This window comes from Candidatus Villigracilis proximus (assembly GCF_016717045.1).
GTDB classification, from domain to species: Bacteria; Chloroflexota; Anaerolineae; order Anaerolineales; family Villigracilaceae; genus Villigracilis; species Villigracilis proximus.
Genome location: NZ_JADJUO010000008.1, coordinates 152,646 through 176,945 on the forward strand (window position 1 = coordinate 152,646; position 24,300 = coordinate 176,945).

Genomic DNA, 24,300 nt, shown 5'->3' on the forward strand with positions numbered 1-24,300 from the left:
GAGACCACTCGTCAACTCACGGCCGGTGAAACCATCGACCTTACCCCCGACATCAAGCCTAATTACGACTTCTTCAAGGGCGGCCCCGGTTACGCCGCGAAAGATAGCGATACCGGTTCATAAATTACAAGTCAATAAAAAAGGTCAGGCACATGTGCCTGACCTTTTTTATTGACTTAATGCTGCTTCCAGCAGACTATCTCCAATATATTTTGCAAGATAGGTATTATTTTCTTCCAATATCACAACCAACGTCAATGGCGTGCCGCCCCAGTCAGGCAGTGATCCAGCGAGCAGCCAGGTGATGATCGTGTCTTCATCTGCGCTGGCTTGACCGACATTTTGCCAGTAAGGTTTTCCTTCGACGATAAATGAAAGAGCCGCTTCATTCGCCGCCGATGCCTGAATCGCCTCTCTGGGTTGATTCTCGGCTGAAAGCACCACCCATCCCTGCTCGGGTGTGTTGACCGCTGTGGCAATCCGTGGGGCAGGTGCAATACCCTGATTACTTAAAGATGCGGCAGCAATACTCATTTGCAGCGGACTGACTTGCAGGTCTTGAGTGGAGTTGCTCTCTGCGCTGGATGTAACCGGCATGTTTATGAGCGGGAGCCTGATACAAACCCAATCTTTCATAATAAGCTTTTAATTCCGCTTCACTGGGTGTGATCTCTCCATATTGCGCGCGCATCAGCGGCAGCATGGTTGTGCCAATTGGATATAACCCTTGTGCGGCGCGGTTAACCAATGGTGCAGATTCGTTTTGAGAAAGCGCTTCACCTTCATCATCCAGTTTGTTTGGGTCATAAGTTGGATGTGAAGCCATTGCGAGAATCTCACCTGTTTCTGCATTCATGAGAATGATTGCGCCGGTGTGTCCACCTAATAACTGATCTGCTTTGGATTGCAGCGGCAGGCTTAAACTTAAGCGTACGTCCAATCCAGGGGGAGGTGTGCCATAAATCAAATGTTCCCACCACATCAGAGAGGCGGGGTTTCCTGTAAGCCGCGCAGATAATCATCCAGTGTGGCTTCCAACCCGGCCTGACCGTATATGGGATGTGTATATCCGGTGATTGGGCCAAGGTTAGGGTAAAGGTATACGCGTGTAAACGTTCCGCTTTCACCTTCGGTAATGTTAATGGGCTGATTATTTCTGTCGAGCAATTCACCGCGCGGCACATAGCGGTCTGCGATGGCGCGGCGCGGATTGTCGGTGCGATTCAATAGATCTGGTCCGCGGATGATGGCCCACCAGCCGACTGAAATGGCGCAGGCGGCAAGTCCGAGGGCGAGCATGCCTGCCAGTATTGAATATGATTTTGAGTCTTCCAGCGCGGCGGGTTCGCTATCTTCTACATTGCTAATGACAAGCAGAATAAATAAGGCGATGTATGAGGTTAGTAATGAGGAGCCGCCATAGGAAACGAATGGCAAGGTAACGCCGGTAAGCGGGAACATACGCAGGTTGCCGCCAATAATGAGCAGACTTTGAATGCCAAGATAGGTGACAACACCCGCCGCAAGATAACGGCGGAATCTATCAGCAGCACGCAGGGAGACGATTAAGCCTCGAGCTAGAATCAGCCAAATAGTGGCGAGCAGGCCTAAAGTCCCGACCAGACCCGTTTCTTCCGCTATTGCTGCAAAAATAAAATCTGAGATGGCAACCGGCACAAGAAGCGGGCTTCCCATCCCAAGTCCACGACCGAAAGTGCCGCCATTGGCGATGGCAAGTATGGATTGAACGATCTGATAGGAATTCCCCGATGGGTCTTCCCACGGATTGAGCCATCCTTGAACACGAATGTGGATGATGTCGATAAAGAAATATCCAACCACCATGGCTGTCATTAAAAATACAAAAGCACCCAATAAGACACGCCGCTTTCCTGTTGCGAGAAAAATGATGACTGTGAAAATGGAGATAAAAATGGAAGCGGTGCCGAGATCGCGTTGAACGAGCAGCAGCAAAAGTGCCAGCCCGGTGATGACAAGGGTGGGTACAAGCAGAGGCAGCGAGGAAAGCCGGATGCTAATTCTGTCTGCGAGATAGGCGGAGAGATAAATGACGAGTAAAAGTTTGAGCGGTTCGGATGGTTGAAAATAAACGCCGCATCCAAGCCATAGGCGCGGCCCAACCCCAAGCGGGTTCGTGCCGAATAATAAGGTAAGCGCAGTGATAAGCAATCCACTTTTAACAAAATATATTTGTATCGTCTAAGAAAAGCGAGGTTTTGTGGAACGTAAAGCGCAAGAATAAAAACGATCATGCTGATGCCGAGCCAGATGGTCTGACGCAGGCCAAAGGCTTCGTCAAGCCGCCAGATGGTCAGCAATCCCCAGCCGCTTGAAGCGCTGTCAGCGGCAATAGGTAGGGGTCGCGTTCGGGTAAATATTTAATGGTTGCGCGATCTGCAAGTGTTGTGAGCACAACCCATGCAAGGAAGCCGATCCAATGTGACAATCGATAATCCACATCCCAGGAACGTTCGCGCACAGCGGGTGAGAGTGTGAGGATCACTGAATTGACGAACAGGAAATATCCGCCCAACGTAAAAGGCGGCTTTGGATCAAATCATGCATGTTTCAATGGTACATCATTTTTTAGGTTAGGGGAGGAGAAAGGATTAAAAATATTTGCCGATCAAAAGGTCAAGTTTTTGACGCGTTTCAGCAGGGACTACTTTTGGGTCTGTGATCAGCGCAGCCGCGAGTGATTGTCCGCAGGCACAGGTGCGTTCGTCTTTTAATCCGCGTATCAGGTTAAGGATGGCGTCTTGTGCTTTTTGGGTGTTTTTATGTAGTGTTTGAATCACCATGTCAACGGTGACGGGGGCTTCATTTTCATGCCAGACATCGTAATCAGTGACATGTGCCATGGTGGCGTAGCATAGTTCAGCCTCACGTGCGAGGAATGCTTCCGGGGAGGCGGTCATGCCGATAATGGACATGCCCCATGTTCGGTATGTATTTGATTCTGCTTTGGTGGAAAAGCGCGGTCCTTCAATGGTGATCAATGACCCGCCGCGATGTGTGATCGCGCCAGTAGCACGCACAGCTGATTCCACTTGATTTGAAAACTCACTGCAAAATGGATTGGCCGCTCCAATATGAGCTACGAGTCCATCGCTAAAGAATGTTCGGTCGCGGTCTTTTGTGTGGTCAAAAATATCATCCGGGATAACGATATGCCCCGGAGCATAATCTTCACGTAGAGAGCCACAGGCGCTAATGCTAACTACACGTTCCACACCGAGGGATTTTAGCGCGTAAATATTTGCCCGGTAGGGAACCTCTGTGGGTGAGAGGTGATGCCCGATTCCGTGCCGTGCCAGAAAAGCGATTCGCACGCCTTCCAGCGTGCCAACTGTGATCGGTGCGCTCGGCTCTCCAAAAGGAGTATCTATATGATGTTCTTTTACATCCTGCACCCCAGACATGTGATACAAGCCTGAACCGCCAATGATTGCAATGGATATATTCTTTGTCATTTTTTTTTCTCCAGGCGCTGTGTGGGTTCTATCACTACATTTTCTGAAAGACTGACAATTAATCGCGTTCCCCCGCATACGATTTCATCCCCAGAAGTAATGACCGTCGGCATGTTTACGACCGCTTCATTGAGGATCGTCCCATTTGTAGAGGCAAGGTCTTCGAGCCACCACTGCCCGTGATGATAAGTTAATTGTGCATGACGGGTGGATACGGTATCGTCAGTGAGTGGGATATCACAGCCGGGGTCACGCCCAAGAATGATCTCTGATTGAAAAAAATGTTTTACGATTGGGGCTTCGCGTTCGCGCCGAATCATCAAACTGATGCCGGGAACACGGCGGTTTGCAAGTGATTGTCCCTGCCTTTGCACTTCACGCCAAAGCATGTACAAGGCCCATCCAAGAAACCCGTAAAGAGTAAGAGCCATTATCAGCCGCAAGGCCAATACAATTGGACCACTCATCTTGATTTATCTCTTGAATTTGGCAGTGGAATGTGGATCTCGTAAGGATGCAGTTGGGCGGTCTGCTGATGCGTGCTGAAGCGGAGCAGTGTCTTTCAGGTCTGGGCGTGGCGGAGGATTGTCCTGTCCAAAAATAAGCGCAACACCTGCCAGTGAAATTACATCTCCGGGATAAAGCACACTTTGGCTGGTGCGTTGTCCATTTACAAATGTGCCCCCGGTTGAATTTAAGTCAAAAACCACATAGCGTCCTTTGATGGAGCGTAGTTGTGCATGATTGCGAGATACACGCGGATCATCAATGATCAATTGATTATCCAGTCTGCGGCCAATATTAACCACGGAAAGCACGAGCGGGAATACTTTTACCCCTTCCACAATTAAAAAAGCGTTCTCGGGTAATTTTCCATTGTCTTCAAGACTTCCAGTGTCAAGTGGGGTTGCGTTTGTTTCTGCCATTGATTCGACCCTATGTGATGCCACAATTTCAGCATCACTTGTTGATATTTTTTCATCTGTTGCGATGGTAACTGTAGGCGTTATTGTAAACCTAAAACCTGCTTCCTGGGCAACCGTGGTAATGGAATGCAATAGTACTGTAAGCAATTGCGCATCCTGCCACTTGGCGGCAGTCAACGGATGCATGATCAGCGTATATACATCCGGCGCTGCGATTGAGCCATCTTCCAGAGGTATTGTATTACTGGATCGCCGCTGCCAGTTTCTGGATGATCACATCTTCAACTTTTTTACCCGGCAGAACATTTAATAAATCCACTTCAACCAACGATTGCAAACGTGCTTCAAGTTCTTTTAGATTCATTCTCTGTTATCTTTTTATCTCTATTTTAAGGCTTGCTTACAATTCGGGCACTTTTTATCACTACTCTTAACTACATAACCACAATTTCTACACGTAACAGGCTGCATGTTTCCAAGGGGTGCGCCGCAAGCCAGACATGAAGGCTCTCCCACAGGGTTTGCCGTATGGCAGTATTCACAAGTCAAGCGTTTGAGTTTGTCTGATAGATCAGTGGAGGCCCCAAGCGCCCGCGCAGACTGATCGATCACCTGCCAGATGCGGTCACTCATTTGCAGATGTTCAATATCCTGAGCGATATCATCCAATCGCCCCAAAAGGCTGAATGGATTGCGTAAAGCAGCAAGCGCGCTCATGCCAAGGCTTGCTGCCACCCCCAGCCAGGCTTGTTGCCCCAGCTCGATCATAATTCCATCCTCAATTTTTTGGATGGTCACCGTCATTGCGGTTTGCCCGCCAGACATCGCTTCGGGGCGTGAGCCGATTTGCACAACCATCTTATCGCTTTTTCCAAGTGTTTGCGCGCGCAGATTCCCTTGATTGAATTCGCCCAGTAAAGTCTGTGCAACATCTACAGGTTTTATTTTTCCGTGAAAGATCCGTCGTTCCATAAGTAGATTATAATCGTCTTTACGATTCTCTTAAGAGTTATACGAAAATGAAGCGACCCTGGTTTCACCCCATTATTTTTATCCCCCTGATTGTCCTGCTTTCTCTTTGGACATTTTCCGCATCCACCCTGACCGTTGTACTGGCTCAGCAACCGACAGAGACTCCCGCCGCTGGTGCAGGGATGTTCATTACCGTTGTCACCGATGAACCGCAAATTAATGTGCGCCTGGGACCAAGTTCTTCCATCTATCCGATCGTAGGAACATTGTTACGCGGCGCAACTGCTCCTGCCTTGGGCCGCTCCTCAGGCGGAGATTGGATTCAGATCGAATATCCGGGCGCGCCAAACAATAAAGGTTGGGTATACTCTCCGCTCGTGCAAGTTTCTCCGGGAGTATTGTTATTAGTAGAACCGCCTCCTACCCCTGCGCAGCCACCAACAGCCACGATCGACCCAACCCTTGCTGCGCAATTTAATATTATCCCTACAAATACCCGTTTGCCGACCTTCACTCCACCTCCGTCGTTAGCCATTACGGTATATACGCCAGCACCTTCCTTAAATCGTGATAATTCCGTTCCTTTGGGAATTATTATTGCAGCTCTTGCGATATTAGGCGTAATCGGATTTTTTCTTTCCGTGTTTATTCGCCGCTAGTTTTTGATAACTACATAAACTCATGTATAAATTTAAACTTTTTGTCTTTATGTTTCTCATGTTTGGGGGCATTGGATTTGCGTTTTATTCTCCACTACAGTCATCTGTCCATGCCCAGCAGCCAACCGGGTCTGTCCCCACAGTTACAGGCACACCGTCTGGTGCGATAGTGGCTTTGTATCTTGACGAGAATCGACCTCAGGAAAATGTCTACTCTGGGCCAAGTTCCTATCTTTATCCGGCAGTTGGGCTTTTATTGGCCGGGCAGGAAGTGCCGGCTTATGGTTACTCTGAAGACAAAGATTGGATTCAAATATATTACCCCGGTGTACCTAATTCTGTGGCGTGGGTATATGCACCATTTGTAAAAGTAGTAAAGGCGGGTGATTTACCTATTCTAAGAGCCCCCTCTACGCCAACACCAGGTTCACCCCCACGATAGATCCAACTTTGGCCGCAGCATTTATTGACCCCGTCACCCCCACCCGATTGCCCACTTTCACACCACCGGCCCCTCTGGAGATCGTAACCTTTGTTGATGATGCATCAGCCGCAAACCGCATACCCATGGGATTGCTTATCTTTGGTTTGGGATTCGTTGGCGGGTTGGGTGCTCTAATTTCGTTTCTACGCGGTCGATAGATTACGCCGTGTTATTTCACCAATGTGATTAACTCATTTTATGCAGTTTTTTCTTCAAAAACCTGTTTCCTTGAATTGCAGATGTTGGCTTTATAGTCCTGAAGGAATGACACGCGGTTTATCCCTGTGCCCAAAAAAAAATGACCGGATTGTCCGGTCATTTTTGTATATTTCTAAATTAGTTACTGCAACCGCACGATCCACCGCCGCCGCAGCCGCAGGAACCACTATCCGCACTGCTGTTGCTTCCACATGCGCAACCGCCTTCGCCATGTTCCTTTTTAGCGCTTGGGCTGTTTACTGCGAACCCCGCGCCGTGTTGAGGATCATTTACAAAGTCAATTGTGGCATCGCGCAAATAGTCGATGGAAACATTATCAATAACAACCTGCACACCATTTGCGTTGAAGGTTGTGTCAACATCACGGAAGTTATTATCAAGCGCCATTCCAAAGTTGACGCCGCAACAGCCGCCGCTGGCAACATACACACGCAATGCGTAACCTTCAAGATTGCGTTGTTCAAGAATATCTTTGACTGCCTGGCTTGCCGCCGGGGTTAATGTGAAGAGTTGGGTTTCAATTTCTTGGAGCATGTTTTTTTTCTCCTTATGGGGTACGTCTAATTTCGCCAAATATTATCAGGTTTGGAGTGCAATGTCAACTTTTATGCTGTGCCTGCTTCGCCTGATGGTATTGCTTTTCTTGACACATTCTATTTGCAACTGTAAAATCTCTTTACCAAATAGGCGCAAGCCTATACATATCCTATATCTTGGAAGGAATAACCTACATGTTTGAAATGGGACTTACTTCGTTGGAGACAACCGCGATTTGGGCTGTATTTGGAATCGCAATTGTCGGTTTGTTGTATGCAGTGTTTCTGCGTTCGCAGATTTTGCAGGAAGACAAAGGCACTGAAAAGATGCAGGAAGTTTGGAACCCGATCAAAGCTGGAGCAAATGCTTACTTACAGAAGCAGTTACGCTCCATTTTGCCTTTAATCGCTGTTTTGACTGTGGTACTTTTTTTTCTCAGTCTATATTGGTCCGCCAACTCCTGAGGCGTTGGAGCGTTTTGGTAATTCTTCGCCCGATCAAGTACGTTTAATTATTGGCTTCGCGCGCGCGATCGCTTTCGTGATGGGCGCAGGTTTCTCTTTGGCTGTAGGTCGAATTGGTATGCGTATGGCAGTTGAAGCCAACGTACGCGTCGCATCAGCTTCCAAACGTTCATTTGGTGAAGCACTTCGCATTGCATATCGTGCGGGCACTGTCACAGGAATGTTAACCGATGGTCTGGGCTTGCTCGGTGGAACCATCATCTTTATGATCCTTGGTATCGCAGCTCCTGATGCTTTGCTTGGCTTCGGCTTTGGCGGCACACTCCTCGCGTTGTTCATGCGTGTGGGTGGTGGTATCTTCACCAAAGCAGCAGACGTCGGCGCTGATCTGGTTGGGAAAGTGGAAGCAGGCATCCCCGAGGATGATCCGAGAAATCCCGCTGTGATCGCTGACCTCGTTGGTGACAACGTCGGCGATTGCGCAGGTATGGCCGCTGATATTTTTGAATCCTATGAAGTGACGATCGTTTCCGGCTTGATTCTTGGTTTGGCGCTCTGGCATATTACCGACCGCCTTGAGTGGATCATCTTCCCGCTCATGGTTCGTGGTATCGGCGTATTTTCCTCCATTATTGGAACGTATTTTGTGAAGGCTGGAAAGACTGGCAAGAGCGAAGATGCGATGAAGGCCATTTTTAGCGGCTTTTTGACTTCTGCTGTGGTTTCTGCTGCGCTTTTCTTCATTGCTGGTTTCTTGTATTTAAGTACGCCTGAAATGAGTGAGTGGGGTGGATGGTGGCGTTTGCCGATGGCAGTAGGTGTTGGCGTTTTGCTTGCGATCGTGATTGATCGTTTGACAGAGTATTTCACCGGTACACATGCTTCTCCAGTGAACGAAGTGAAAAAAGCTGCTGATACCGGCCCTGCGACTTTGATCCTTAACGGAATTTCTCTTGGTTTTGAATCTTCTGTTTGGTCAGTGCTTGTGATCGCAATTACCATTCTCGCGTCCATTGCTATTTTCGGCACAATTGACAATCCTTCTCTTGATGCCGTTGGCCGCTCAACCTTTATCTTGTATGGGGTTGCAATGACTGGTATCGGCATGTTGACCCTCACTGGTAATAACGTAGCGATGGACTCTTTTGGTCCAATCTCTGATAACGCGAATGGTATTGGTGAAATGGCCTGGTCTGGTAAAACAGATAAGGAAACCAAAGATGCCCAGCAGATCATGGCTGATCTTGATGCAGTTGGCAATACAACCAAGGCGATTACAAAAGGTGTTGCCATTGGTTCCGCTGTAATTGCGGCTGTTTCGCTTTTTGGCTCATTCCTTGTGGATGTATCCCGTGCGCAAGCCAGTCTGGGAACTCCTTTATCTGAGCAGATTCAGGCAATCGGTATTCGTGTGGACGTTCCCCAGGTATTTGTAGGTATGTTGATCGGTGGTGCCTTACCCTGGTTGTTCTCTTCATTTGCCATTCAAGCAGTTAGTCGTGCTGCCTCTCTCATTGTATTGGAAGTGCGCCGTCAATTTAAACTGGGTGTGCTCGAAGGAAAAGTTAAACCTGATTATGCACAGGCGGTTGAAATTTCCACAACTGCTGCACAAAAGGAATTGGTATCTCTTGCCTTGCTCGGCATTGTGACTCCAATTGTGGTGGGATTGTTCTTGCAAGTTGAAGCTCTTGGCGGTTTCCTGGCAGGCATCATTGTTTCAGGTCAATTGCTGGCTGTATTCTTGAATAATTCCGGTGGTGCATGGGATAATGCGAAGAAATTGATCGAAGATGAACCCAAAGACCCGGCTAAGAACCTTGGCAAAGGTTCCGAACGTCACAAGGCTGGTGTAGTGGGTGACACTGTTGGTGATCCTTTCAAGGATACTGCTGGTCCTGCGCTTAACCCGATGATCAAAGTAGTAAACCTTGTGGCTGTTATTATTGCTCCGATCGTAGTGCAATATGCCGGTGCAACAGGAGTTACTCAGTTTGTAGTTTTGGCTGTTGGTGCGGCTTTGCTTGGCTTGCTGGCTTGGGCAGTCATGCGTTCCAAAGCGCCTGCTCCTTCAATGATTGTTGCTGAAGAAGTGAAGCCTAAGAATAAATAAATTTAATTACCCAAGTTGTTGGGTGTAGTAAAAGGACAAGCCTTCCGGTATATTTATTGTGCGAAAGCACAAAATATGCTGGAGGGCTTGTTTTTTATGGGAACTTTACGAAACGCAAAGTAAGTTTATCTGCCTGATTTGCAATTTTGTACATGTCAAAAGCAGTAAAAAATAAACCGCATTGGAGCATAAATAGTATGGCTACTTATAAATTTCCTCATAACTTTCTCTGGGGTGCAGCATCTGCCGCTTATCAAGTTGAAGGAGCGTGGAATGAAGACGGCAAAGGCGAATCCATTTGGGATCGCTTTAGCCATACGTCTGGCAAGATTGATGATAATTTGACCGGGGATATTGCCTGTGATCATTATCATCGCTTTGAAGAAGATATTGCCCTCATGCGCCAGCTCGGACTAAAAGCCTATCGCTTCTCTATTGGCTGGGCGCGTGTCCTTCCCAATGGACGTGAACGGATCAATCCTGCGGGACTCGATTTCTATGACCGTCTGGTGGATGCGTTATGCGCCGCTAATGTTGAACCATTCCTAACTCTCTACCACTGGGATCTGCCGCAAGCCTTGCAAGACGAAGGTGGCTGGGAAAATCGTAACACCGCCTATGCCTTCGCTGATTATTCCGCATTGATGGTCAAACGCCTCGGTGACCGTGTGAAGTATTGGACGACTTTTAATGAACCCAGCGTTGTTACTTTTGATGGAAACCTTTCCGGTAAACATGCTCCTGGTATTCAAGATGCGCGCGTTGCATATCAAGTGGCGCATAATCTAATGGTTGCACATGGACTTGGTGTGCAGGCAATTCGTAATACAAATTCAAAAGTGGAAGCTGGGATCGTTCTCAATCTTTGGATGGCCGACCCGGCTACAGACTCACCTGAAGATATTGCAGCAGCCGAAACTGCCTGGAATAGCAGTGAAACCCTTTTTCTTGATCCCATCTTTAAGGGGCATTATCCACTGGCTGCGTACGATCTGGTGGGTGAGGATATGCCGAAGATCCAAGATGGTGACATGGCGTTGATCTCACAGGAGCTTGATTACGTCGGTATTAACTTTTATTCACGCAATCTTGTCAGTGCCGCGCAGAAAATTGACAAGGTGCCAGGCTCGGAATATACGGAGATGGGCTGGGAAGTTTGTGCGCCTGCCATGCGTCGTATGCTTGTAAAAATAAATAACGCTTACAAATTGCCCCCGATCTACATCACAGAAAACGGTTCGGCGTTCAAAGACGAAGTCAGCGCAGACGGGAAAGTCCACGATCCACGCCGGCTCGACTATCTAAAGCAGCATTTCATTCAGACCCGCCTCGCCATGCAGGATGGTGTGGATATACGCGGATACATGGTCTGGTCGCTCATGGATAATTTCGAATGGGGGCATGGTTTTACAAAACGCTTTGGGCTTGTACGCGTGGATTATGAAACGCAAAAGCGCACCGTCAAAGATTCTGGTGACTGGTATGCGGAAGTAACCCGCACGAATCAAATCCACGATTGAGATTGATGTTAACAATATAAATAGAAGATTCCAAGCCTGGTGAGAACATGAAAATTATCACTTTGACAAAAGAGGACGAATCCCTTGTTCAACAAGCGGCGCAATTATTAATGGACGCTTTTCGCGAGCATTGGCCGGAAGCATGGCCCACTATGAAAGAAGCGCAACAGGAAATTCTCGAAATGCTGGAGCAGAGCGCATCCGTCGCTGTAATTGATGATCAGAGAAAACTGCTTGGCATTATCGGCGGGATCCCGCAATATGACGGTCATGTGTGGGAACTTCATCCGCTTGCCATTCAACCGGAGATGCAGGTCGGGGAATTGGCAAAATGTTGGCCGAAGATTTTGAGGAACAGGTGCGCCAGCAGGGCGGATTAACCATCACGCTTGGTTCGGACGACGAAGATCATATGACTTCACTTTCTGATGTTAATTTGTTTGTAAACTTGTGGGATCAGGTTAAGAATATTCGCAACTTGAAACATCATCCCTATGAGTTCTACCAAAAAATGGGATATGTCATCACGGGCGTTGTCCCGAATGCGAATGGAATTGGCAAGCCCGACATTATCATGTCAAAGCGGGTTATAAATTAAATCCGCGTTTTAGTTGGCGCATATACTATAAATTATGAAATTTCAAACTCTCCCTCTTGGTACGGTACGCCCCACAGGCTGGATTCTGTCTCAACTTCAAAATGATTTGGATCAGGGTTTTGCTTCGCGGCTTGATTCTTTAACCGAACGTGCCGCAACGGATCTGTTCAGCAAGCGCATCGAGTCATCCTCTCAGCAGTTTGCATGGTGGGATAGTGAAACACGCGGCAATTGGCTGTGGGGCTATACGATGATGGCTGGGCTTGCAGAAATTCCAGAACATCAGTCGCGTGTGCTTGAATTGTTAAATATTTTGAAACAAACGCAGGATGCCGATGGATATATCGGCATTTATTCGGCTGCGTCACGTTATCAGCATGGTGATGATGAGAATGGAGAACTATGGGGGCAAAGCCGTGCCATGTTGGCAATGCTCGCGCAATACGAATTGACAAACGATGCAAACTGGCTGCTTGTTGTGCAGGCAGCGGTTGATCTAACTTTACAGAAGTATGGTGTGGAGCATTCATACTTTCGTCAACCAAAGACACGTAATGATTTGATCGGTATGACGCATGGCCTGTGTTATGTGGATGTGGTGGAATGGTTGTATCGCATTACAGGTGAAGCCCGTTATCGTGATTTCGGCGTCTGGTTATATCAGGATTTCAATCAGATGCAATTGCCGTTTGCCAATGATGATATGGCTCTCTCAAATTTGCTTGACCCTCATCACCATCTGAATGGACATGCAGTGCATACTGTGGAACATCTCCGTGCTTTGTTGTTTGCCAGCGAGATGGGGGATAGTCCTCAATGTACCGAAGCCCTGAAAAACGCCATGTTGAAATTGAGCCATTACACGCTGCCGAGCGGAGCAGTGCTTGGCGATGAAGGGCTGCATGGTTTGCCAACACCTGATATTGGCTATGAATATTGCACATTGACTGAATTATTGTTAAGCTTGAGCAGCGCGCTGCAAAAATCCGGGGATGCCAGTCTTGGGGATTGGATCGAATCGTTGTCGTTCAATGCCGCGCAGGGCGCACGCTTTGCAAATGGCAGCGGACTTGCCTACCTTTCACTCGACAGCCGTTTTTCCGCGCTAAATGACCGCCCTGATAGTTATTCTCATTTACACGGCAAGCATGGACGTTTTAAATATTCACCAACGCACGAAGATGTCGCTTGTTGTTGTAATCCGAATGCCGTCCGTTTTATGCCGCACTATATCAGCCGGATGTGGATGGGGCTGAGTGATCGCCCTGGCTTCGCCGCAGCGACATATGGGCCTTGTGTTTTAAAAAATCAAATTGATAATGTAAATCTGACCATCACCGAAGAAACGGACTATCCTTTCTCAGACACGATTCGGTTTACGATTTCAACGGATCAGGACATTAACTTTGAACTGTTCCTGCGCAAACCGGCCTGGTCAGCCGCTGTGACAATGGAAGGCGCAGTTGTGCGTGAAGAAAATGGCTGGCTTATTGTTTCAAAGACATGGATGAATGGTGATTCGTTTGCATTGACCTTTCATCCAAAGGTCGAGGTCATGCCATACCCAAACGGCGAATACGCTATTAAACGCGGTGCTTTGCAGTATGTGTACCCGATTGAATATCAACTGCGCTCCATAAAAAACTACCCGCTTGATGCTTTTCATGATTGTAGAGATTTTTCCAAAAAATATGGAACAGGCGTATCGTTCCATTATTCTTGATGAATCAAAATCTGATTATGGATTAAAGTTTGTGCTTGATGAAAATATACAGCCGGGCTGGGGGCAGCCTTCGGGTTGGCTCGAGTTGGAAACGAATCGCCTCGTCCCGATCGGCTGTACTTTGCTGCGTAGAGCTTCATTTCCATTAAAACTAAAACGTTAATTGGAGGACCATGTATCATAAACAGCGTTGGACACCTGAAAAGATCAAGCAGCGTCTTAATTTGATTTTGCCATTGGTATATCTCAAGCGGAAAAATATATCCGCCTTCCGCTATCGTGAGCTGGATGGCCCGCTTGCTGCCTCTCCAGCAGAGATCAGCATGGACGATTCACATTGGCAGGAAATATCCGCCAATGAATATTGGGGCTCATGGACTCAGGATTTTGCACTCCGCGCTGCCTTTGAAGTTCCCGAAGATTGGGACAAATCCCAGCCCATCGCGTTGTATTTGCCACTGGGCGACTCAGGAGATTTTTCACACCCCGAATCACTGGCATACATTGACGGACAACCCTACGCCACCTGTGACCGTCACCATCAGGAGATTTTGCTAAACGCTGAATGGCTTGATGACAAAGAACATTTTTTAACCTTGCGCGGTTGGACGGGACTCGGAGGTTTCGCAAGCGGCGAAGCATTTACCAAACTTTTCATGCGCCAATGTTCGGTTGTCCAAATTCATCAATCTACGCGTGATTTCACCGTCCTCGCGCGGATCGCTTTGGAAACCGCAAATAATCTTGATGAAAATAATTCCGCCCGTCATCATATTTTCAACGCGCTCAATGATGCCTTCAATGTGCTGGACACCCGCGACCCGTTATGGGACGGAAAGTTTTATGCCAGTGTTGACCCTGCATTGCAAACTCTCCGCATCGGAATCGAAAAAGCGGGAATGCCGCTCGATGCCATCATCCATGCCACAGGTCATGCCCATATTGACGTTGCATGGTTATGGACTCTCGGCCAGACCCGCAGAAAATCAGAGCGCACATTTTACAATGTTCTGCGCCTGATGGAACAATTCCCAGATTATCACTTCTCGCAAAGTCAGCCGCAGTTATATCAATTCATCAAGGAAGATCAGCCCGCGTTGTTTGAGTCTATCAAACAGAAAATAAACGAAGGACGCTGGGAACCAATGGGCGGCATGTGGGTCGAAGCGGATTGTAATCTCAGCGGCGCGGAATCTCTTGCGCGCCAATTTTTGCTGGGCGTACCTTCTTCAAGGAAAATTTCGGCAAGGATGCAGAGACTCCCGTCTTATGGCTGCCTGATGTTTTCGGTTATGCCTGGGCGCTTCCGCAATTGATTCAACAGGCGGGTCTAAAATATTTTATGACCATCAAGATCGGTTGGAGTCAATACAATCGTCTGCCGTACGATACTTTCATGTGGCAGGGCATTGACGGCACGCAAATCCTCACGCACTTTAGCACGGTCAAGGAATTTGGCAGTGAATATGCCAGCACGTACAACTCAATGGCGAATGCCAGCGAAGCGCTTGGCACATGGCAAAATTTCCAACAGAAGGAACTTCAAAAAGATTTGCTCATGGCCTATGGGTATGGCGACGGCGGCGGTGGTCCCACTCGTGAAATGTTGGAAAACATCGAAGTGATGAAAAACTTCCCCGCGCTTCCCGCAGGTCAAACAGTCAAGCGTCAAGGAATTCTTTGAGATCCATCGAGCCGCTTACCGAATCAAAAATGATGCCGGTCTGGAATGGTGAACTGTATCTCGAATATCATCGCGGCACCTACACCTCGCAAGCCCGCAACAAACGCGCCAATCGCAAAGCCGAATTTCTGTTGCACGATACTGAGTTCATTGCCGCGCTCGCCTCAGTAACTACCAATTATCAATATCCCAATTCCCTATTTACCGAAGCTTGGAAAACCATCTGCCTTAATCAATTTCGACATCATCCCTGGTTCGAGCATTGGGCTCGTCTACGAAGAGTCACAGGCGCAATACGCCGAACTCACAACGAATATCACACAACTTCGCAATGAGGCCTTGCGATCTCTTTCTCAAAAACTGGATGGGGACATTCTCCTCGTCAACCCGACTTCGTTTCCCCAACAGGGTTTGGTCTTCATCCCCGGCGACTCATTTCAGCGCTTCGCTCTTAACGGTCAGCCTGTCTCTGCACAACAAACAGACTCTGGTCTGTGGGTGGATGCCGGCGAACTCGCGCCCTATAGTGTGACCGCCCTCTCTGGAGTGGGTTATGGAGTAGGGCAGCTTGCTGCCCCAGATTCTGGAGCAAACTCTAGTACTCAAAAACTGGAAAACAAATTCCTGAAAGTTGAATTCAACAATGGCGGTGACATCACTCGCATCTTTGATAAACAGGCCAATCGTGAAGTGCTTGCACCAAATTCAATCGCCAATCAATTCCAGGTCTTTGAAGATCGCCCAAAGAGTTGGGACGCATGGGATGTGGATATCTTCTATGATGACAAAATATGGCTGGCAGAACCTGCAACATCCATCACGATGATCGAAGATGGAGAACTGCGTCAGATGATTGAGATCAAACGCAAGATTCAAAGCAGTGAATTTACCCAGCGCATTTCACTCAATCACAACTCCCGTCGTGTAGACTTTGACACACACATTAACTGGATGGAACGTCACACCATGCTCAAGGTTGCCTTCCCGGTGGATGTGCTTGCGCCGCAAGCAACATATGAAATCCAATGGGGCAATGTGACTCGTCCCACGCATCGCAATACCAGTTGGGATTGGGCACGCTTCGAAACCTGCGCCCAAAAATGGGTGGATTTATCCGAAGGTGATTATGGGGTCAGTCTGCTCAATGACTGCAAGTACGGACATGACATTCACGATAATGTGATGCGTATTACGTTATTGCGTTCTCCCACCATGCCCGACCCGGCGGCTGATTTTGGTGAGCATGAATTCAAATACAGTCTATATCCGCACATCGGCGCGTGGAATGAAGAAACGCAAAAAGAAGCATATTCGCTGAATGACCCGATTGTGGTGTATCAGATGAAAGAAGAAAGAGGAAAGAAATCAATTACGACTCTCCAATCTCTGGTTTCTTGCTCTTCACCGAATGTGATTGTCGAAACGATCAAACGCGCTGAAGACGGCGAAGGAATCATCGTCAGATTGTATGAAAGCCAGAGAAAACGGGGACAGGTTCAGGTTAAGATGGGAGGCGTAGTGGATTCTGCCTGGGTGACGAATCTGCTTGAGGAGAACGAGTCTGCATTGAGCGTGGAGAATGATTCGATCCTCCTGAATTTGAAACCCTATCAGATCATGACTCTGCGTGTGAAGTTAAAATAATATGATGACATCAGAATTGGAATTTCTCAGTTTCATGAATACCAACAACTTTGTTTTTCAGCGCATTGAACATCCTGCTGTGTTCACCTGCGCCGAAGCAGACTTGTATCATACGGGCGTGGTAGCCGTGAGCACCAAGAATCTTTTTCTGTGTGATAAAAAAGGACGCCGCTTCTTTTTGGCTGTCACATCCTGTGAGAAAACTGTAAAGATGGACGGCCTTTCCGTGCAGTTAAATTCCCCGCACCTGCGTTTTGGGTCTGAAGAAAATCTGATGCGCCTGCTGGGTGTGACCCGCGGATCAGTGACCATGCTGGGGCTGGCGAACGATGCCGATCATCAAGTTGAGTTGTGGGTGGATTCTGAAATCTGGAGTAGTGAAAATTTTCTTTGTCATCCGTTGGTGAATACAGCCACTCTGGTTCTTTCAAAAAAGTGAACTCGAAAGATTTTTTAGTTCTGGTTGATGGATATTGACAAGGAAAGATTGGAGATCGTCGGTGGATTTGCGCAACGCATGGTCAAAGCGAAAGGCGATCCATTCAAAGTGGTGCTGAGTACGAATCAACGTGAAGCGATTGCGGGCGCATCATATGTATCCACGCAATTGCGAGTTGGCATGATGCCCGCCCGCCGTGGTGACGAATATCTTGGTCTGCGTCACGGTTTGATCGGACAGGAAACAACCGGCGTGGGCGGCATGGCGAAAGCCCTGCGCACCATCCCCGTGATTTTGAGCATCGCAAAGATATTCGCGAAACCTGTGGACAAGGCCAGCCCATGCCTTTGCTTGCAAATTTCACCAACCCCGCCGGCCTGGTGACTGAGGCGCTTAATCGTTACGCGCCTGATATTCCGGCGGTGGGCGTGTGTAATGTTGGCATTACCGCTAAAATGGAAATGATCAAAGGTCTTGAAAAATTCACCGGCGCAAAGATCGAATCAGACCGCGCCGCATTGAAGACGCTCGGATTAAATCATCTCACCTGGCATTACGGCTTCACAGTAGACGGCGAAGAAATGTGGCCGCATATTTTCCCTGCGTATCTTGCGGAACTGAAGAAAGAAGAAGAACCTGAATGGGATATTCGCACGCTTGAAACGCTGGGCATGATCCCAAATTATTATCTGCAATATTTTTATTACACCGATAAAAAATTTGCAGAACAAAAAAAGTGGCCGCCATCCCGCGCGGAGGCAGTGATGGAAATTGAAAAGGATCTTCTGCGCGAATATGCTGACCCCGCCCTCACCGAACCGCCCGCGGACTTGATGAAACGCGGCGGCGCATATTATTCCACGCTGGCTACGCAGCTGATCAACTCGCATTTCAATGATCTGGGACAGGTGCATGTGGTCAACGTCCGCAACGCTGGAGCAGTGAAGGAATGGCCTGCAGATTGGGTCTTGGAATTGCCCGCCAAAGTGGACGCGGACGGGATCCACCCGCTTCCCGCTGACCCGTTACCTGCTTCGTGCTTCGGGCTTATCTCTCAGGTCAAGATGTACGAACTACTGACCGTGGAAGCCGCGGTGCATGGCGATCGAAACGCCTTATATCAAGCGCTGCTTACTCATCCGCTGGGACCGGGTGCAGATAAGATTCAAGAAGTAATGGATGACATGCTTGAGACCAATAAACAGTGGCTGCCTCAGTTTATTTAGGAATTTTTTTAAAGGCTTTTAACCACGGAGACGAGATCCAGAGACAACAAAAAACTCTGTGCTCTCTGGGGATGCTCTTTCCGTGGAAGTGTCAAAGCAGTTTTCTTACAAACACTAAGTCACGGAGATACCAAGAGAGAAAAAACTTTGTGACTTCCCTGGCACCGCCCGCCAGGGCAGGTGTGAGTCTTTGAGACTTTGTGGTTAATTTTTCAGACACTCTCTAAGAAATACCGGATGTGAACACATGAAATACTTTTTAGGAATCGATGTCGGCTCGTCAAAAACACACGCCCTGATTGCGGATGAATCTGGGGAGTGCTTAGGCTTTGGCAAAGCCTGGGCGAGAAATCATCAGAATGTAGGGTTATGACGGTCTGCAAAATGTCCTCAAGGAATCTTTGAGCAAGCCAGAGAAATGGCTGGAATCTCTGCAAATGAAATCGCCGGAGCCGGATTTGGCATCGCAGGCTATGACTTTCCATCAGACCACGAGTCGCATTTACAGGCAATTGCCACACTCGGGCTGACCTGTCCCTTTGAGCTGGTCAACGATGGCGTCAATGGCTTGCTCGCCGGTGCGGACCGTGGCATCGGCGTGAACGTCACTGCCGGGTCTTCCAACAACTGCCGTGGGCGCGGCCGCGATGGACGTGAAGGCCGCATTGTGGGCAACGGCCCGACCTTTGGCGAATTTGGCGGCGGAATCGAAATTGCGATCAAAGCCTTGGCCATGGTCAACTATGCGTGGATCAAACGCATCCCGCCCACAAAGTTGACTCAGATCCTGCTCAATGCCACAGGCGCAAAAGATGAAGTGGATCTGATGGAAGGTCTATCAAATGAGCAGTATCATCTTTTCCCTTTCATCGCCGTGGACGTGATCAACGCCGCGCGAAGGTGATGCTGCTGCGAGTGAAGTTGTCCGCTGGGCAGGGGAGGTTGGGCTGGCTGGCTGTTTCCGTGGCGCGCCAGATCGGCATGGAAAATGATGCAGTGGATATTATTCAATCGGGCAGTATCTTTGAAGCGGGCGAGATCATTACCAACCCCATGCGCGATATTATCCTCAAGCATTGCCCCCAAGCGCGGATCATTCGCCTTAACAGTCAGCCCGTTGTCGGTGCGGTGATTTTAGGCATGGAACAGGCACACGTGGATGGTTACGCCATCCGCGATAATTTAATCCGCGCTGCGAATGAGATTGTTAAATAAAAAATGTATGGAGTCGGACAGCTTGCTGTCCGGTTTAATTACGAAATCAAAAACAAAAATCATCCAGACTCACCCAGCAAGCTGATGGAGTCCAAATTGAGCATCTTATGCGTACCCTCCTGAAATCCAAACCGGTTCGTTTTTGCTTTTCACTTTTTTACTTTTTTACGGCTTTCCTCGTCTACCTTTTTTTACGATCTTCCCTCTATTAACTCTTTCTGAAAATCTAAATCAACCCAGTGTGAAGATCACCGACCGCAGCGGACGATTGCTCTACGAGATCTCCCCACCGAAGGCGGACGAAACGCCGCGCTTGCCGTGGAGAATATTCCGCAGTGTATGAAAGATGCGACCATCGCCGTGGAAGATAAGAATTTTTATAAAAACTCCGGCGTGGACGTGGTGGGAATCGTCCGCGCGGTGTGGATCAATTTACGCGGCGGAGAAACCCTCTCAGGCGGCAGTACCATCACTCAGCAGGTTGCGCGCACTTTGTTATTAAGTGATGAAGTGATACAGCGCACCATACGCCGCAAATTACGCGAGACCGTTCTTCGCCTGGCAATTAACCCGTGCCTATTCCAAAGATGAAATCCTCGCCTTGTACTTAAATCAAATTTATTATGGCGGCATGGCCTACGGCATCGAAGCCGCATCGCAGACATATTTTGGTAAACCCGCATCTGACCTGCTTTTGCCTGAGTGCGCATTATTGGCCGGCCTGCCGCAAACGCCGGGAATCTATAACCCATTTACGAATCCTGAGTTGGCAATTGAACGTCAGCGGGTGGTGCTGGGATTAATGGAGAAGAACGGATTCATCACGTCCGCACAAAAACTGGATGCAGAGAATGCGCCGCTCAGTTATAACGCCGCGCCCTATCCAATTGAAGCGCCGCATTTTATCTGGATGATCAAAGATCAACTGGATGAACTCTTTGCGTTGGGAAAATTAAACGCAGCCCAAAGTTTGGAAGTCCGCACCACGCTTGATCTGGATATGCAGCAGCGAGCGGAGGAGATCGTAAAAAGGCGCATCGCGCTGTTCAAGCCGCTCGAAGGCCAGATCAATCACAACGTTAATAATGCCGCGCTGGTCATCATCCACCCGCAGACTGGCGAGCTGCTCACATTAGTCGGCAGCGCGGACTATTTCGACTCGTCCATTTATGGTGCGCTCAACATGGCGCTTGCGCCGCGACAATCAGGCTCGGCCTTTAAGCCCATCATCTACGCCGCCGCGCTTGACCCAATCCGCGCGAATCCATTTACAGCGGCAACTTCCATTTTGGATGTGACCACAACATTCAAAACACAAAATGATCAGCCGTATAAACCTGTCAACTACGATGGCCGTGAGCATGGATTTGTTTCCGTGCGCGAAGCGCTGGCTTCATCATTGAATGTGCCCGCTGTGTTGACTTTGCAAAATGTTGGTATTGAAAATGTGATCGCACTTGCCAATCGACTTGGCATTCGCTCATTGAATGAACCGCAGCAATATGATCTGTCGCTGGCCTTGGGCGGCGGAGAAATGAGTCTGTTGGAGTTATCGCGTGCGTATGCAACTTTTGCGAACAACGGAAACTACACCGGCACAACCTCCATTCTTGATATTCGTGATGCCGATGGAAAAATTTTATACACACCCGAGTTAACACCTGCGCAGCAAATTATTGATCCGCGTGTGGCCTGGCTCATCTCGGATATTCTCAGCGATGAACGCGCCCGCACCACTGGCTTTGGAAGCAACAGTGTTTTAAAGATTGATCGCATCGCCGCTGTAAAGACCGGCACCACAACAAATTTTCATGACAACTGGACCATTGGATATACACCCGATCTTTTGGTGGGTGTGTGGGTTGGCAACAGCAATTATCAAGCCATGCACAATGTCACCGGCCTGACGGGCGCCGCGCCGATTTGGGCTGAAACCATGCGCTCCATTTTGCAAGGCCGCCCCGATAAAAAATTTATTCAACCGGATGATTTAATTCAAATTGAAGTCTGTGATCTTTCGGGTTTGCTTCCCACTGAAATTTGTCCGCACACAAAAACGGAATGGTTCATCAACGGCACGCAGCCTGTTGAATTTGATTCTTTTTATCAACGCACGTCAGAGGGGCAGATTGTTTTAAACCTCCCCGTCGAAGCACATGATTGGGCGCGTGCGCAAGGTCTGCTTTTATTGGATTTCGCCAACGGCGCGCCTCGCACAACCAGCGGATTAACCCTCACATCTCCAACTGATAACACAACCTACCGCATCACCCCGGACCTGAGCCTGAGTGCCCAACAATTAACATTCTCCACGCTGACAGAGCCCGGCCTGGCGCAAGTCACATTCTTTGTAGACGGCATTGCATTAACGACTCTCTCCGCGCCGCCATACCAAACCTGGTGGACGTTATCTTTAGGCGAACATCACTTCTGGGTTGAAGGGTTGACTATAAACGGAGAAGTGCTAAAGAGTAATGTAGTGACGATTTATGTTGTGGAATAAGAGTCACTTATATCGGCAAATAGATCAGGAATTGACTTCCTTTCCCTGCTCCATCGCTCAGCGCTTTTACATGTCCGTTATGTGCCTCAACGATCGCCTTGACGATTGCCAGCCCCAGGCCTGTGCCGCCTGTTTCGCGGCTGCGTGATCTATCAGCGCGATAGAAGCGGTCAAATACTGCGCTTAGTTGTTCGGGCGTTAATCCATCTCCGCTATCTTTTACAGACAGAATAATTTCACCGGTAGTATATGTGCCGGATACTTGAATTTCACCATCTTGTGGTGTGTGCCTCAAGGCATTTGATAATAAATTGAAGAGCACCTGTCGAATACGGGTTCCATCCACTTGGATTTCGGGAAGTTGTTTTGAATTACTAATAAGATGGACGCCCTTTTCAAGCGCGAGTGGTTCCAATGCTTGAACAACATCCGCGAGTAATGAATTTAAATCAGTGGACTGTTTCTCCAAATGGAGTTGACGCGCTTCAGCCAAAGCCAGTTCACGCAGATCGTTGACCAGACGAGTCAGATGGCGGGTTTGCCCATATAGATTGGCGATCTCGGCTTCATCCAGTGGGACAACTTTATCAAGGGCAGCGCGCAGGTTGCCTTCCAGTACGGTCAATGGGGTACGAAGTTCATGTGCGACATCAGCCATTAAATTATTTCTTAAAGTTTCCGCGTGTTGCAAGTCCGAAGACATCTTGTTGAACGTGGTCGCCAGATCGATCATCTCCTGACTGCCGCGTGCAGGAACATGGATGTTTAACTCTCCCTTACCGATTCGATGCGCAGCTTCAACAAAATCTGTGATCGGCGCGCTGATTACACGTCCGATCAGGAATCCTCCGCCAATACCAACAATAATTGAAAACGCCATGAATTCGATCAGCCGGCGTTGAATCTCTGCCGGTGGTGCCTGCGGACCTCCATCAAGGTCTGGTTTGTCGCTACCCTGATCGAGATTGATCGCCACAAATTGCATGAAGAACATAAAGAACAATACCCCGCTGATCATCAAGCTAAGACGTACCCATAAACGTTTCATGCTTTATCTCCTGCCAGACGATAACCAACGCCATAAACAGTTTGGATGTAGATGGGATTATCAGGGTCAGTTTCAACTTTGCGTCGCAGATTGCGGATGTGCGTATCGAGCGCGCGTCCCAGTCCTTCGTAGGCATAGCCCATGGATTTTTCGAGCAGGTCGTCGCGGGTTAAGGTGAAGCCGGGGTTGGATAAAAAGGCTTCGAGTAAATTGAATTCAGTACGGGTAAGCTCAACGATTTGAGAATCCACAGTCAGCGTGCGTTGATCCAGATCCAGTTTTAAGCCGCCCTGAGTGAGTATGTGTGGCGCGGCATTAGGAGATTGATCCAGCCGCACACGGCGCAGAAGCGCTTTGACCCGCGCCACAACTTCACGCGGATTGAATGGCTTGGGAATGTAATCATCCGCGCCAAGCTCCAACCCGACGATCTTGTCTGTATCATCAATACGGGCTGTGATCATAATGATCGGTGTGGGGGCAAGTGTTTTGTCTGCGCGCACGATCTGGGTTACTTCCCAACCGTCACGATTGGGCATCATAAGATCAAGCAGGATCAGGTCAGGCCGTTCGCGCCGCAGCACATGTAAAGCGGATTCGCCGTCATAGGCCGTGCTGACCTGATAGCCGGATTGTTCCAGATATCCAACAAGCACCTTGACAATGGATTTATCGTCATCAACGACCAGGATTCTTTGAGCCATGTAACCTCGCTTTGAAATAATGCGAAATCATAGCATATCATTCTGAAGGAAATCTCAAGAATGGCTGAAAGAACCTGTAGAAAAAACACAGACCATCTTCAGAATTTCTTGAGATGCATCCTTGATAA

Annotated in this window: 26 protein-coding genes and 3 pseudogenes; 17 read left to right on the plus strand and 12 right to left on the minus strand. The window is 48.5% G+C overall.

Annotation, left to right across the window (positions count from 1 at the left end; all coding sequences use genetic code 11):
- Window positions 1-168: 168 nt before the first annotated feature.
- The 9 genes from IPL71_RS10700 to IPL71_RS10740 all read right to left on the minus strand — a co-directional run bounded on the left by IPL71_RS10700 (window position 169) and on the right by IPL71_RS10740 (window position 5,392).
- Window positions 169-534 (minus strand): hypothetical protein, encoded by a 366-nt coding sequence (locus tag IPL71_RS10700; RefSeq protein WP_345321418.1) that lies wholly within the window; start codon window positions 532-534, stop codon window positions 169-171.
- On the minus strand, window positions 506-982 hold the full coding sequence (locus IPL71_RS10705) for a penicillin-binding transpeptidase domain-containing protein (RefSeq protein ID WP_345321419.1): 477 nt from the start codon (window positions 980-982) through the stop codon (window positions 506-508). Before IPL71_RS10705 ends, IPL71_RS10700 begins: the two co-directional genes overlap by 29 nt.
- Window positions 982-2,190 (minus strand): FtsW/RodA/SpoVE family cell cycle protein, encoded by a 1,209-nt coding sequence (locus IPL71_RS10710; RefSeq protein WP_345321421.1) that lies wholly within the window; start codon window positions 2,188-2,190, stop codon window positions 982-984. The genes IPL71_RS10705 and IPL71_RS10710 overlap by 1 nt, the downstream gene beginning before the upstream one ends.
- Window positions 2,191-2,332: 142 nt before the next feature.
- Window positions 2,333-2,554 carry a hypothetical protein gene (locus IPL71_RS10715; RefSeq protein WP_345321423.1) on the minus strand — a complete coding sequence of 74 codons (222 nt, stop codon included), beginning with the start codon at window positions 2,552-2,554 and terminating at the stop codon, window positions 2,333-2,335.
- A gap of 76 nt (window positions 2,555-2,630) precedes the next feature.
- Entirely contained in the window at window positions 2,631-3,494 is an 864-nt protein-coding gene (mtnP, locus tag IPL71_RS10720; RefSeq protein WP_345321425.1) for an S-methyl-5'-thioadenosine phosphorylase, read from the minus strand.
- A complete protein-coding gene (locus tag IPL71_RS10725; RefSeq protein ID WP_345321427.1) occupies window positions 3,491-3,883 on the minus strand; it encodes an FHA domain-containing protein in 393 nt (130 codons plus the stop codon). The genes mtnP and IPL71_RS10725 overlap by 4 nt, the downstream gene beginning before the upstream one ends.
- Before the next feature lie 84 nt (window positions 3,884-3,967).
- Window positions 3,968-4,606, minus strand: a complete 639-nt coding sequence (locus IPL71_RS10730; protein ID WP_345321429.1) for an FHA domain-containing protein — start codon at window positions 4,604-4,606, stop codon at window positions 3,968-3,970.
- A gap of 55 nt (window positions 4,607-4,661) precedes the next feature.
- A complete protein-coding gene (locus tag IPL71_RS10735) occupies window positions 4,662-4,784 on the minus strand; it encodes a hypothetical protein (RefSeq protein WP_345321431.1) in 123 nt (40 codons plus the stop codon).
- Between the two features lie 20 nt (window positions 4,785-4,804).
- The gene (locus IPL71_RS10740) at window positions 4,805-5,392 is read right to left on the minus strand and encodes a zinc ribbon domain-containing protein (protein WP_345321433.1); all 588 of its coding nucleotides are present in this window, start codon (window positions 5,390-5,392) and stop codon (window positions 4,805-4,807) included.
- 47 nt (window positions 5,393-5,439) lie between these two features.
- On the opposite strand from IPL71_RS10740, the gene IPL71_RS10745 reads away from it, so the two are divergent.
- Window positions 5,440-6,051 (plus strand): SH3 domain-containing protein, encoded by a 612-nt coding sequence (locus IPL71_RS10745; RefSeq protein WP_345321435.1) that lies wholly within the window; start codon window positions 5,440-5,442, stop codon window positions 6,049-6,051.
- An 820-nt stretch (window positions 6,052-6,871) separates the two neighbouring features.
- Here IPL71_RS10745 and IPL71_RS10750 read toward each other — a convergent pair.
- Window positions 6,872-7,288, minus strand: coding sequence for a HesB/IscA family protein (locus IPL71_RS10750; protein ID WP_345321436.1), 417 nt, complete (start codon window positions 7,286-7,288; stop codon window positions 6,872-6,874).
- A 206-nt stretch (window positions 7,289-7,494) separates the two neighbouring features.
- Between IPL71_RS10750 and IPL71_RS10760 the strand changes: the two are divergent.
- The 16 genes and pseudogenes from IPL71_RS10760 to IPL71_RS10835 all read left to right on the plus strand — a co-directional run bounded on the left by IPL71_RS10760 (window position 7,495) and on the right by IPL71_RS10835 (window position 22,420).
- Window positions 7,495-9,868, plus strand: a pseudogene (locus tag IPL71_RS10760) (sodium-translocating pyrophosphatase).
- 197 nt (window positions 9,869-10,065) lie between these two features.
- Window positions 10,066-11,388 carry a GH1 family beta-glucosidase gene (locus IPL71_RS10765; protein WP_345321442.1) on the plus strand — a complete coding sequence of 441 codons (1,323 nt, stop codon included), beginning with the start codon at window positions 10,066-10,068 and terminating at the stop codon, window positions 11,386-11,388.
- Window positions 11,389-11,435: 47 nt separating this feature from the next.
- Window positions 11,436-11,768 carry a GNAT family N-acetyltransferase gene (locus tag IPL71_RS10770; RefSeq protein ID WP_345321444.1) on the plus strand — a complete coding sequence of 111 codons (333 nt, stop codon included), beginning with the start codon at window positions 11,436-11,438 and terminating at the stop codon, window positions 11,766-11,768.
- Window positions 11,720-11,986, plus strand: a complete 267-nt coding sequence (locus IPL71_RS10775) for a hypothetical protein (RefSeq protein ID WP_345321446.1) — start codon at window positions 11,720-11,722, stop codon at window positions 11,984-11,986. The genes IPL71_RS10770 and IPL71_RS10775 overlap by 49 nt, the downstream gene beginning before the upstream one ends.
- 34 nt (window positions 11,987-12,020) lie before the next feature.
- On the plus strand, window positions 12,021-13,709 hold the full coding sequence (locus IPL71_RS10780) for a beta-L-arabinofuranosidase domain-containing protein (protein ID WP_345321448.1): 1,689 nt from the start codon (window positions 12,021-12,023) through the stop codon (window positions 13,707-13,709).
- The gene (locus tag IPL71_RS10785; RefSeq protein WP_345321450.1) at window positions 13,678-13,872 is read left to right on the plus strand and encodes a hypothetical protein; all 195 of its coding nucleotides are present in this window, start codon (window positions 13,678-13,680) and stop codon (window positions 13,870-13,872) included. The genes IPL71_RS10780 and IPL71_RS10785 overlap by 32 nt, the downstream gene beginning before the upstream one ends.
- 736 nt (window positions 13,873-14,608) lie before the next feature.
- Window positions 14,609-15,393 (plus strand): annotated as a pseudogene (locus IPL71_RS10790) (glycoside hydrolase family 38 N-terminal domain-containing protein).
- On the plus strand, window positions 15,390-15,728 hold the full coding sequence (locus IPL71_RS10795) for a hypothetical protein (RefSeq protein WP_345321452.1): 339 nt from the start codon (window positions 15,390-15,392) through the stop codon (window positions 15,726-15,728). The pseudogene IPL71_RS10790 and the gene IPL71_RS10795 overlap by 4 nt, the downstream one beginning before the upstream one ends.
- Before the next feature lie 4 nt (window positions 15,729-15,732).
- Window positions 15,733-17,037 (plus strand): alpha-mannosidase, encoded by a 1,305-nt coding sequence (locus IPL71_RS10800; protein WP_345321454.1) that lies wholly within the window; start codon window positions 15,733-15,735, stop codon window positions 17,035-17,037.
- A gap of 34 nt (window positions 17,038-17,071) precedes the next feature.
- Complete coding sequence (locus tag IPL71_RS10805; RefSeq protein WP_345321456.1) at window positions 17,072-17,476, plus strand: YbaK/EbsC family protein; 405 nt, start codon at window positions 17,072-17,074, stop codon at window positions 17,474-17,476.
- A 78-nt stretch (window positions 17,477-17,554) separates the two neighbouring features.
- Window positions 17,555-17,889, plus strand: a pseudogene (locus tag IPL71_RS10810) (family 4 glycosyl hydrolase); the annotation flags it as partial.
- Between the two features lie 48 nt (window positions 17,890-17,937).
- Window positions 17,938-18,702 carry a family 4 glycosyl hydrolase gene (locus tag IPL71_RS10815; protein WP_345321528.1) on the plus strand — a complete coding sequence of 255 codons (765 nt, stop codon included), beginning with the start codon at window positions 17,938-17,940 and terminating at the stop codon, window positions 18,700-18,702.
- Window positions 18,703-19,120: 418 nt separating this feature from the next.
- Window positions 19,121-19,606, plus strand: a complete 486-nt coding sequence (locus IPL71_RS10820; RefSeq protein WP_345321458.1) for a hypothetical protein — start codon at window positions 19,121-19,123, stop codon at window positions 19,604-19,606.
- An 11-nt stretch (window positions 19,607-19,617) separates the two neighbouring features.
- Window positions 19,618-19,917: a hypothetical protein gene (locus IPL71_RS10825; RefSeq protein ID WP_345321460.1), complete on the plus strand. Its 300-nt coding sequence runs from the start codon at window positions 19,618-19,620 to the stop codon at window positions 19,915-19,917.
- A 267-nt stretch (window positions 19,918-20,184) separates the two neighbouring features.
- A complete protein-coding gene (locus tag IPL71_RS10830; protein ID WP_345321529.1) occupies window positions 20,185-20,508 on the plus strand; it encodes a transglycosylase domain-containing protein in 324 nt (107 codons plus the stop codon).
- A 10-nt stretch (window positions 20,509-20,518) separates the two neighbouring features.
- Window positions 20,519-22,420 carry a penicillin-binding protein gene (locus IPL71_RS10835; protein WP_345321462.1) on the plus strand — a complete coding sequence of 634 codons (1,902 nt, stop codon included), beginning with the start codon at window positions 20,519-20,521 and terminating at the stop codon, window positions 22,418-22,420.
- Window positions 22,421-22,427: 7 nt separating this feature from the next.
- On the opposite strand, the gene IPL71_RS10840 is transcribed toward IPL71_RS10835, so the two are convergent.
- Together IPL71_RS10840 and IPL71_RS10845 are read right to left on the minus strand one after the other, a co-directional pair.
- Window positions 22,428-23,468, minus strand: coding sequence for a sensor histidine kinase (locus tag IPL71_RS10840; RefSeq protein ID WP_345321464.1), 1,041 nt, complete (start codon window positions 23,466-23,468; stop codon window positions 22,428-22,430).
- Window positions 23,465-24,172, minus strand: a complete 708-nt coding sequence (locus IPL71_RS10845) for a response regulator transcription factor (RefSeq protein ID WP_345321466.1) — start codon at window positions 24,170-24,172, stop codon at window positions 23,465-23,467. The genes IPL71_RS10840 and IPL71_RS10845 overlap by 4 nt, the downstream gene beginning before the upstream one ends.
- Window positions 24,173-24,300 lie beyond the last annotated feature (128 nt).